Source organism: Caballeronia sp. NCF2 (genome assembly GCF_023631205.1).
Taxonomy (GTDB): domain Bacteria; phylum Pseudomonadota; class Gammaproteobacteria; order Burkholderiales; family Burkholderiaceae; genus Caballeronia; species Caballeronia zhejiangensis.
In genome coordinates this window covers 97,335-107,672 of the sequence record NZ_JALQDN010000022.1, presented here as the reverse complement: position 1 = coordinate 107,672, position 10,338 = coordinate 97,335, and the positions used below count along the sequence as shown (strand labels likewise).

The window sequence follows — 10,338 nt, the reverse complement described above, 5'->3', positions numbered from 1 at the left end:
TCGAAGAACTCGTCGAGCTTGCCGAAGCGGATGCTCGTCACGTCGATGAGACTCGTGCGGATCGGCATCAGCGAGAACTCGGCCCACAGGATGAGTCCCGTCAGCCCGAGCCCGCCGATCGTCGCATTGAACATCTCCGTGTTCGATTCCGGCGAGCATTCGATGAACGTGCCGTCGCTGCGCGCGAGGCCGAACGCGCGCACATGCCGCCCGAACGTGCCGCGCACGTGATGGTTCTTGCCGTGCACGTCGTTGGCGATCGCGCCGCCCAGCGTCACGTACTTCGTGCCCGGCGTGACCGGCAGCATCCAGCCGCGCGGCACCGCGAGCGCGAGAATCTGCTCGAACGTGATGCCGGGCTCGGCGCGCACGATGCCGCGCGTCCAGTCGGCGGCGATGATCCGGTCGAGCGCGAGCGTCTGAAAGACGTGATTCGAACTCGCGAGGCAGACGTCGCCGTAGCTTCGGCCATTGCCGAACGCGAGCGTCGTGCCATGTTCGCGCTGCACGTCGCGCCATCGCGCCTGCGCTTCGTCGCGCCAGTGCGCGGCGTGCGCGGTCTGCGGCAGGCGCGGGTAGCGGCCCCAGGAGAGCAGTTCGCTCATCGGTCAGATCGCGAGCCAGAATGCGAAGCCGCACAGCGCGACGACGACGAGGCTCATGCGATCGCGCGCCGCGAACACGATGGGATCGTCGTTCATGCGTCCGCGATGCGTGATGACCCATGTTCGGCTGAACCAGTAGAGCATCAGCGGACACACCATCCAGATGTATTGCGGATGCCGGTAAAGCACGGTGGTGCGTTCGTCCTGGATATAGAGCGCGAGCACGAGCACCGAGATATAACCCGACGACGTTCCCAGCGACGACACGATGGCCAGATCGCTCGCCAGATAACCTCGCCCGCGCGCGCCTTCGCGCCCGGACTTCATCATCGCGTGAAGCTCGGTGTAGCGCTTGACGAGCGCGAGGCTCAGGAACGCGAACATCGAGAAAGCTAGCAGCCAGAAAGTGAGCGGGACATGGATCGCCGCGGCGCCCGCGACGATGCGCGTGGTGTACAGCGCGGCAAGCACGACGACGTCGATCATCACCTGACGCTTGAGCGCGAGCGAATAGGCGAGCGTCAGCACGTAGTAGCCGAGCAGGACCGCGTTGAATTTCCACGACAAGAACGTGAGCGCGATCGAGAACGCGGCGGCGAGCAGGACAGGGCAGAGCGCCATGCCCCATGCGAGCGGCATCGTGCCGGCGGCGAGCGGGCGCCGGCGCTTCACCGGATGCTGCCGGTCGTCCTGCAAGTCGAGCAGATCGTTCAGCAGATACACGCTCGATGCACACAGCCCGAACGCGAAGAACGCAATCACGGCGGACTCGATGGCCGCCGGCGACTTCAGCTGATGCCCTGCGAGCAGCGGCACGAAGATCAGCACGTTTTTCAGCCATTGATGCAGCCGCAGCGACTTGGCCCAGACCTTGAGCGTCGGCGGGCGATTCTCGAAGACCTGTTCGACGTTGTCGTGCTTCGAGGCGGCGCGCACGACGCCCGCGTGCGGATTGACCACGTACGCGCGATCGGCGGCGGCCCAGACGGACATGTCATCGTGCGAATTGCCGACGTAATCGAAGCCCTTCTCGCCGTACTCGGCGACGAGCCGGTCGCGCTTGCGATGCGCGGAAAGGTTGACGCGCTCGTCGGTGGCGAACACGCGATCGAAGATGCCGAGATGCTCCGCGATGCGATGCGCGAACGATTCATGGCTCGCGGTGGCGAGCGCGATCGTGCGGCCCCCGGCGCGCATGTCCTTCAGCCAGTTCACGACCTGCGTGTTGTAGGGCAGCGTCGCGACATCGATGCTTACGTGCTCGGCGAGCCGCGACTTGAGCACGGACTTGCCGCCGCTGGAAAGCCACAGCAGCGGCTTGAAGAATTTCTGCGGTGAGGATCTCAGGAAGGCGAATCCGCTCTCGACGAGAATGTCGGAGTGAATCAACGTGCCATCGAGATCGACGACGATGGGCTTGCTCATTCAATTCACGTTGAGATGATTGCTTAAGCCCACGACCGGGCGGAACCGGGCCTGGCCGTCTGCTCAGCGACGGCTTCGGCACCGGCTTTGTCGAGTTTTCCAGGCACATCGTATATGGTGTCGATTTTTCCGCCAAGCAACGTGTGACGTAGCGCCGGAAAAACGCCGAACCACCGAACCATGTTCTGAACACATGCAACTCGCGCTGCTCTACACCTTTTTCGCCGCCATCGCGACGCTTGCCAACATCGGCGCGCAGGATCTGACTACGCGTGTCTATAGCGGCCCCTGGCATGTTTTGCTGTCGGTGTTCGTCGGCACGGGCGTTGGTCTCGTCGTGAAATATCTGCTCGACAAGAAATGGATCTTCCGCTTCAAGGCGGAGAATGCGCGTCACGACGCGACCATGTTCACGCTCTACGTCACGATGGGCCTCGTCACCACAGCGATTTTCTGGGGCGTCGAATTCGGCTTCAATCACGTCTTCGGAACGGCCGAAATGCGCTACGTCGGCGGCTGCATCGGTCTCGCGATCGGTTATGTGATCAAGTACCGCCTCGACAAGCGCTACGTGTTTCGCACGTTCGCCTGACGCGACGCCCCGCCGCCCGCGGTTGCCGAAACCTCCGACATTAAGGACAATCTTGGCGTCTTCCACCCGTCGATGCGGTCCGTTTTCCTTTCGTGGCGCGGACGCCCCATTTGTCCGATGAACGCGAACGCCCCGCCGATCACTCTCAGCATTTCCATCGTCGTCTACCGGCCCGATGCCGCGTTGCTCGCGCGCACCGTCGAAACGCTGGAATCCGCGCTCGCCCAACTGCACGATGTCGCCGGGCGCCCGTGCCTGTATCTGATCGACAACGGCAATCCGGGCGAGCTCGCCGACCTGCCGGCGCCCTCGGATGCCGAATTCGACACCGTGGTGCTCAAAGGGCACGGCAATGTCGGTTATGGACGCGGCCACAATCTCGCCATCGAGCGCGCGAACAGCCGCTTCCATCTGATTCTCAATCCCGACGTCGAACTCAATGCCGATGGCCTGCGCCGCGCGCTCGCCTTTCTGCACGGCTCGCCGGAAACCGGTCTGCTCGCGCCGTGGATCGGCGGCGACGATGGCCGTCAGCAGTTTCTTTGCCGCCGCTATCCGACCGTGCTCGACCTTTTCGTGCGCGGCTTTCTGCCGTCGGCGCTGCGCAAGCCGTTCGCGGGGCGCCTCGCGCGCTACGAAATGCGCGATGTCATCGGCGACAGCAATATCGTGTGGGATCCGCCGATCGTGAGCGGCTGCTTCATGCTCTTCAGAACCGATGTGCTCAAGTCGCTCGGCGGCTTCGATCCGCGCTATTTCCTCTATTTCGAGGACTACGACCTGAGCCTGCGCACGCGCCGCGTCGCGCGCATCGCCTATGTGCCGTCGGTGCGAATCCTGCATCACGGCGGCGGCGCGGCGAAGAAAGGCTCGGTGCACATCAAGCTGTTCGTCACGTCGGCGTACCGGTTCTTCAACCGTTTCGGCTGGAAATGGCTATGAGCGAATCCGGCCGACGCATCGCGATAACCGGCGCCAACGGCTTCGTCGGCCGCGCGGTGAGCCGTGCGCTCGCGGCGCGCGGGATCGGCGCGACAGGGCTCGTGCGGCGCGACGCGCAGTGCGAACCGGGCGTCGACGTGCGCCATATCGACGGCCTCGATTCGATCGCGCCCGAAGCCTTTGCCGGTTGCGACGCAGTGATCCATCTTGCGGCGCGCGTCCACGTAATGGCCGACGCCGCCGCCCAATCGCAGGCCGTGTTGAAGGCGTATCGGGCGGTCAACGTCGACGGCACGCTCGCCGCCGCCGAATCCGCGCGGCGAGCGGGTGTCACGCGCTTTGTCATGATGAGCAGCGTCAAGGCGCTCGGCGAAAGCGATCCGGGCCGCCCGTTCACCGAAGACGACGCGCGCAATCCGCCCGATGCCTACGGCGTGTCGAAAGCCGAAGCCGAAGTGAAACTGCTCGAATTCGGCAGCCGCACCGGGCTGGAAATCGCCATCGTGCGGCCGCCGCTCGTCTACGGCCCCGGCGTGCGCGCCAATTTCCTGGCGATGATGAACGCGATCGCGCGCGGCATCCCGTTGCCGCTCGGCGCGATCGATGCGCGCCGCAGCCTCGTCTCCGTCGACAATCTCGCGAGCGCGACGATCGAATGCGCGCTCCATCCGGCCGCGGCGGGCCGCCTGTTCCATGTCACGGACGGCGACGACCCGAGCGTCGCCGAACTCGCGCGCAAGCTCGGCCAACATCTCGGCAAACCGGCGCGGCTCGTGCCGGTGCCGGTGGGACTCTTGCGCGGCGTCGGGCGTCTGACGGGCAAGACCGCGCAGATCGATCGGCTGACCGGCAGCCTGCGCCTCGATTCGAGCCGCATCCGCGAGACGCTCGGCTGGCAAGCGCCGCAATCGCTCGACGAAGGCCTCGCCGCCACGGCCGCGTGGTTTCGCTCGACACGCGCGCAATAAACGGTTCTCGCGATCGGAAACGTCCGTCGCGAACGTTAAAATATGCGCGGCTTCGATATCGGCGCGATTTTCGTTATCCGTCAGTTATTTACGACTCATTCCGGCGACCGTTCGCGTATCCTTGCGGGTTTGCCCGGGATAAAAGTCGCCGGGACGATCGGGGCTTCGTTTTCGACAACTCATAACAACGCATGCTGCATTCGTATTTCCAAGCTTCGCCGCCGCTGGCCGCGATGTCGGTCGCGGTATTGGCGTTCGCCGCCTGCGCGCTGATTCTGCGGACGCTCATCCGCACGGGCCTCGCGTGGCGCCTCGCCACCGATATCCCCAACGAGCGTTCGCTGCACGAACGGCCCACGCCGCGCGTCGGCGGCTGGGGCATCGTGCCGGTCGCCGTCGTCGCGCTTCTCGTCGCGGCCCCGTCGATGTGGCTCGTCGCGACATGCGCGGTCTTCCTCGCAGCCGTCTCGCAGATCGACGACCGCCGCGGCTTGCCCGCGCGCGTGCGCTTCGCGGCGCATATCGTCGCGGTGGCGCTCGTGATCGTCGCGCATCCGGCGAACGCGCCGTGGTGGGCGCTCGCATTCGTCGGCTTTCTGATGCTGTGGCTCGTCAATCTCTACAACTTCATGGACGGCTCCGACGGGCTCGCCGGCGGCATGGCGCTGTTCGGATTCGGCGGCTACGCGCTCGCGGCGCTCGCCGGACCCGCGCCGCAAGCCGATCTCGGCCTGGCGAGCGCGGCGATCGCCGGAGCGGCGGCCGGTTTCCTGACCCTCAATTTCCATCCGGCTCGGATTTTTCTCGGCGATGCCGGGTCTATTCCGTTGGGATTTCTGGCAGGCGCGCTCGGGTTCTGGGGCTGGCAACGGGGCGCGTGGCCCGTCTGGTTTCCGGCGCTCGTGTTTTCGCCTTTCATCGCGGATGCCACGGTCACGTTGCTGCGACGCCTCGCGCGCGGTGAAAAATTTTGGCAGGCGCATCGAGAGCATTACTATCAGCGCATGGTGCGCCTCGGAATGGGGCACGCGCGCACCGCGCTCACGTGGTATCTGCTCATGCTGGCGGGCATGATCCTCGCGAACTGGGCGCTGTGGTTTTCCGTCACGGGGCAGTGGGCGGCGGTTGCGGGCTGGGCAGTCGTGGTTGTGGCAGCGGGCGCGGTCGTCGACGCGCAGTGGCGTCGTCATGAAACGCGCCATACCGGACAATCTTGAGGGTCCATGCTGATGAATCGAATAAAAGCTACATGGCTATCGGCGGGGGCGTTCGGCTTCGATCTCGTGGCCGTCGTCGGAGCCTGGGTCGTCGCTTACCTGCTGCGCTTCAACGGCAGCGTGCCGCATGATTTCCGCGATGGCGCGCTGCACGCGCTCTTGTGGGTCGTGCCGGTCTATGCCATCGTCTTTCGCGTCTTCGGGCTGTATCGCGGCATGTGGGTGTTCGCGAGCCTGCCGGACCTGATGCGTATCTCCAAATCGATCGTCGTGGGCGCGCTCGTCGTGATGGTGGGCGCGGTGATGTCGCAGCCGACGCCGATCATCCCGCGCTCGGTGCTCATCGTCTCGCCGCTTCTGCTGTTTCTCGCGATGGGCGGCGCGCGCGCGCTTTATCGCGCGGGCAAGGAGTTCTATCTGTACGGCGGTCTGGTCGGCCAGGGCAAGCCCGTGATCGTGCTCGGCGCGGGCACGGCGGGCGCGATGCTCGCCCGCGAGCTTGCGCGCTCCAGCGAATGGCGTCTCGTCGGCCTGCTCGACGACGATCCCGCCAAGCAGGGCCGCGAAGTGCTCGGCCACAAGGTCCTCGGCGGGTTCAGCGACCTCTCCCGATTCGCGGAGCAGTACAAGACCGACTACGTGATCATCGCGATTCCTTCGGCGTCGGTCGAGGAGCAGCGGCGCGTCGCCACGTTGTGCGTGCGCGCCGGCGTCAAGGTGATGGTGCTGCCCGCGCTCACGCCGCTCACCGAAGGCGGCAACTTCCTGTCGCGCGTGCGGCAGATCGACCTCGAAGACTTGCTCGGCCGCGAGCCGGTGAAGATCGACATGCCGCACGTCGAGCAACTGCTCCACGGGCGCGTCGTGATGGTGACGGGCGGCGGCGGCTCCATCGGCTCGGAACTGTGCCGTCAGATTCTGCGTTTCTCGCCCGCGCAGCTCATCGCCTACGACCTCTCCGAATATGCGATGTATCGCCTCATCGAGGAACTGCACGAGAAGTTTCCGGAGTGCTCGGTGATTCCGGTCGTCGGCGACGCGAAGGATTCGCTGCTGCTCGATCAGACGATGGCGCGCTTCACGCCGCACATCGTTTTCCATGCGGCGGCCTACAAGCACGTCCCGCTGATGGAAGAGCAGAACGCGTGGCAGGCCGTGCGCAACAACGTGCTCGGCACGCTGCGCGTCGCGCGCGCGGCGATTCGCCACAACGTGCGCCATTTCGTGCTGATCTCCACCGACAAGGCCGTCAACCCGACCAACGTGATGGGCGCCTCCAAGCGTCTCGCCGAGATGGCCTGTCAGGCGCTGCAGCAATCCGCGCCGCGCACGCAGTTCGAGACGGTGCGCTTCGGCAACGTGCTCGGCAGCGCGGGCAGCGTGATCCCGAAATTTCAGCAGCAGATTGCGAAGGGCGGTCCGGTCACGGTCACGCATCCGGAAATCACGCGCTTTTTCATGACGATTCCGGAAGCCGCGCAACTCGTGCTGCAGGCGTCGAGCATGGGGCGCGGCGGCGAGATCTTCATTCTCGACATGGGCCAGCCCGTGAGAATCGTCGATCTCGCGCGCGACCTCATCCGTCTCTATGGCTTCACGGAAGAGCAGATCCGCATCACGTTTACGGGGCTGCGTCCGGGCGAAAAGCTCTACGAAGAACTGCTCGCCGACGACGAAACCACCACGCGCACGCCGCATCCGAAGCTGCGCATCGCGCAGGCGCGCGGCGTGCCGGACGATTTCATCGACGAATTGCTGCCCTGGCTGATGCAGCATCGCGTGCTCTCCGACGAAGAAGTGCGCCGCGATCTGCGCCGCTGGGTGCCCGAGTATCAGACGGCGACGATGCCCGTGCTGCAAAGCGTGCCCGTCGCGAAGGCGGCGAACGAACGCGGCGCGGCCGGCTGACCGCAACGGGGTCACGCATGACGACGCTCGACGAAGTTCATGCGCTGACCCACGCGGGATCGCTGTTATCGCTAAGCGGCGAGATCGTCGCGCCTTACGATCTCGAAGTCGCGCACGCCGATGCATCCGCGTTCTCCGCGCTGCCCGCCACCATCCTGAACGCGGGCCGCGAACACTTCGACGCCGACTATGCGCGCGAGCGCCGCGTGCATCTCGTCAACGCGTTCGGCGTCACGCTCGGCGATTCGATCATCGGGCTTACGGCGCTCTCCGCCGTCAAGCGCCTCTATCCGCATCTTCGGTTCACGATCTATCGGCCGGCGCGCGCGCCGCGCTACGTGCAGCGTCTTTACGAGCTTGCCGCGCCGCGTCTCGCCGATATCGTCGGTCTGCCCGTGCCGCTCGCGAGCCTGCCCGCCGATGAACCGAAGATCGACATCGGCAATCAGCTTTTCTGGCCGCGCTTCGCCTCGATGCCGATGATCGACTTCTTCCTTTGGGCGATGGGCATCGCGCCTTCGACCATCGCCGCCGCCGACAAGCGCAATCGCTGGCTCGCCGATGTGCCGCTCAAGCCGATCGCAAACGAGCCTTACGCGCTGTTCTGCCCGAACGCGAGCACGCCGGTGCGCAGCATTCCGGCGTCGATGCGCGCGCGTATCGTCGCGCGTCTCGCGGATGAAACCGGCCTGCCGGTGATGGGTTTCGGGCCCGTCGACGATCCGCGTTATCGCGATATCGCGCCGTTTTGCATCGACACGGACGATTTCCTCGCGTGGATCGGGCGCGCGCGCTATCTCGTCACGGCGGATACGGCGGCGCTACACGCCGGCGCGGGATTCGACGTGCCGACGACCGCGTTCTTCACGACGATCCCCGCCAACATGCGCGCGCGCGATTATGCGAACTGCGTCAAGGTGGAATTCAGCTTGCCGCATCTGGAGGGCGTGCACGCGAGCGCGCGGCCCGCCGATCTGCGCGCGCTCGAGCGCGCTTATCGCGATTACGACTGGCGCGCGATGCCGTTCGCGGATGCATCGCCGCAAACGACGCCCGCGTTCAGTTTCCCTTGCTCACCTGAAACGACGGCAGGCGCGCATACAACTCCGCAACCCAGTCGATGAACACGCGCACGCGCCTCGGCTGATGCCGGTTGGCCGCATACAGCACCGACACCACGCGCGGATACGACGGATATTCCCGTAGCACTTCCTTCAACGCGCCGCTTCTGACGAGCGGATCGAGCGTATAGCTCGAGCTTTGAATCAGCCCGAGCCCGTTGGCGCCCGCCGCGATATACGAATCGCCGTCGTTCACGGCGATCTTGTGCTTCATCGCGATGGTGCGGGTTTCGCCATCGACGACGAATTCCCAGTTGCGCACGCGTCCCGAATTGTTCAGCACATAGCCGACGGCGAGATGCTGCTCGAGGTCATCGAGCGACGTCGGCTCGCCGTGCTTTTCGATGTATCCCGGCGACGCGCAAGTGATCTGCGTATACGCGCCGATGCGTTTCGCGACCAGCCCGACATCGCCGACCGCGCCCACGCGCACGACACAATCGACCGCTTCCTCGACGAGATCGACTTGCCGGTCCGTCAGCACCAGTTCGACGCCGATATCCGGATACGCGGCGAAGAATTCCGGCAGCGCGGGAATGATCGTGTTCTTCGCCATCACTTGCGGCAGGCTGACTTTGACATTGCCCTTGGGACTCAGCTTGGAATGCGACAGCGACGCTTCCATGTCGTCCACTTCGCCGAGCACGCGCACGCAGCGCTCGTAATAGGCTTCGCCGTCTTCGGTGATGCTGATGCTGCGCGTCGTGCGATTGATGAGGCGCGCACCGAGATGCGCTTCGAGCGCCTGAAGCGTGCGCGAGACGCTCGCGGGCGGCAGGCGCAGGGCATCGGCTGCCTTGGAGAAACTGCCCGCCTCGACGACTCGCGCGAAGACTTTCATTGCAAGGAAGCGGTCCATGCTCGATCCCGGAAACGTGATCGCGCGCCTCTATGGGCGCGCGAGAGAAAAGAGCCTGCGATCATACTGAAGTTCGTCAGCCCATGCGCTGCGAGTGAACTGACGCGAAGCTCAGAGCCCGAGTCCCTGACAGAGCCGCCACGAATAGTGCTCGATCATCCGCTGGAACGGCGCGTGATGGCCGTAGGCGATCGACGAAACCGCCAGCAGCGCGCAACCCGCGACGAGCGCGCGCGGCATCTTGCGCGGCGTTTCGAAGACGCGCATGAGGAAGAGGGCGGCGATGACCGCGCCGAGCACCCAGCCCGCGACGACTTCGGCGGGCGTGTGCGCGTCCTGCATGATGCGGCTCGCGCCGATGGCCGCCGCGAGCGCGAGTCCGCCCGCCGCGCCCAGCCGATGCCAGCTTCCGCCGAATGCGCCGAACAGCAAGCCGCCCGCGACGGTGTAGATCGACGCGGCGAGCATCGTGTGTCCGCTGATCATGCGCAACTGGATCGCGGCGATCTCGACGCCGCAGCCGGCATAGAGAATCTTCGACAGACCGACGAGCCCCATGCCGATGGCGAGCAGCACGGCCCAGCGCACCGCGAGGCGCACGTCGACCGTGCGCAGCCACAGCGCGCAGACGAGCGCGAGCGGCAGCAGAAAGGCCGCGTCGCCGAGATTCGAAAGCGTCCAGAGTACCTTTGATTCCATGC

The 10,338-nt window shown here is 65.3% G+C and carries 10 protein-coding genes; 6 read left to right on the top strand and 4 right to left on the bottom strand.

The annotated features are described in order from the left end of the window. Window positions 1–605, bottom strand: a 605-nt coding sequence (locus tag NCS02_RS10955) for an FAD-binding oxidoreductase (protein WP_250523075.1), incomplete at its 3' end; no start/stop codon positions are given. 3 nt (window positions 606–608) lie between these two features. Beyond that, the gene (locus tag NCS02_RS10950) at window positions 609–2,030 is read right to left on the bottom strand and encodes a UbiA family prenyltransferase (protein WP_250481568.1); all 1,422 of its coding nucleotides are present in this window, start codon (window positions 2,028–2,030) and stop codon (window positions 609–611) included. 193 nt (window positions 2,031–2,223) lie between these two features. On the opposite strand from NCS02_RS10950, the gene NCS02_RS10945 reads away from it, so the two are divergent. The 6 genes from NCS02_RS10945 (at window position 2,224) to NCS02_RS10920 (ending at window position 8,781) form a co-directional block, all read left to right on the top strand. After that, window positions 2,224–2,622 carry a GtrA family protein gene (locus NCS02_RS10945; RefSeq protein WP_008342550.1) on the top strand — a complete coding sequence of 133 codons (399 nt, stop codon included), beginning with the start codon at window positions 2,224–2,226 and terminating at the stop codon, window positions 2,620–2,622. 117 nt (window positions 2,623–2,739) lie between these two features. Beyond that, entirely contained in the window at window positions 2,740–3,564 is an 825-nt protein-coding gene (locus NCS02_RS10940) for a glycosyltransferase family 2 protein (RefSeq protein WP_034474349.1), read from the top strand. Continuing rightward, window positions 3,561–4,532 carry a UDP-glucose 4-epimerase family protein gene (locus NCS02_RS10935; protein ID WP_250457481.1) on the top strand — a complete coding sequence of 324 codons (972 nt, stop codon included), beginning with the start codon at window positions 3,561–3,563 and terminating at the stop codon, window positions 4,530–4,532. The genes NCS02_RS10940 and NCS02_RS10935 overlap by 4 nt, the downstream gene beginning before the upstream one ends. Before the next feature lie 191 nt (window positions 4,533–4,723). Then, the gene (locus NCS02_RS10930) at window positions 4,724–5,749 is read left to right on the top strand and encodes an MraY family glycosyltransferase (RefSeq protein ID WP_250523074.1); all 1,026 of its coding nucleotides are present in this window, start codon (window positions 4,724–4,726) and stop codon (window positions 5,747–5,749) included. Between the two features lie 12 nt (window positions 5,750–5,761). Next, window positions 5,762–7,657 (top strand): polysaccharide biosynthesis protein, encoded by a 1,896-nt coding sequence (locus tag NCS02_RS10925; protein ID WP_175980403.1) that lies wholly within the window; start codon window positions 5,762–5,764, stop codon window positions 7,655–7,657. 17 nt (window positions 7,658–7,674) lie between these two features. Then, window positions 7,675–8,781, top strand: a complete 1,107-nt coding sequence (locus NCS02_RS10920; protein ID WP_250523073.1) for a glycosyltransferase family protein — start codon at window positions 7,675–7,677, stop codon at window positions 8,779–8,781. Here the strand turns inward: NCS02_RS10920 and NCS02_RS10915 are convergent. Continuing rightward, on the bottom strand, window positions 8,717–9,637 hold the full coding sequence (locus tag NCS02_RS10915) for a LysR family transcriptional regulator (protein WP_033537194.1): 921 nt from the start codon (window positions 9,635–9,637) through the stop codon (window positions 8,717–8,719). The genes NCS02_RS10920 and NCS02_RS10915 overlap by 65 nt on opposite strands. A 111-nt stretch (window positions 9,638–9,748) precedes the next feature. Continuing rightward, window positions 9,749–10,336, bottom strand: a complete 588-nt coding sequence (locus NCS02_RS10910; protein ID WP_250435025.1) for a phosphatase PAP2 family protein — start codon at window positions 10,334–10,336, stop codon at window positions 9,749–9,751. Between the last annotated feature and the right edge of the window lie 2 nt (window positions 10,337–10,338).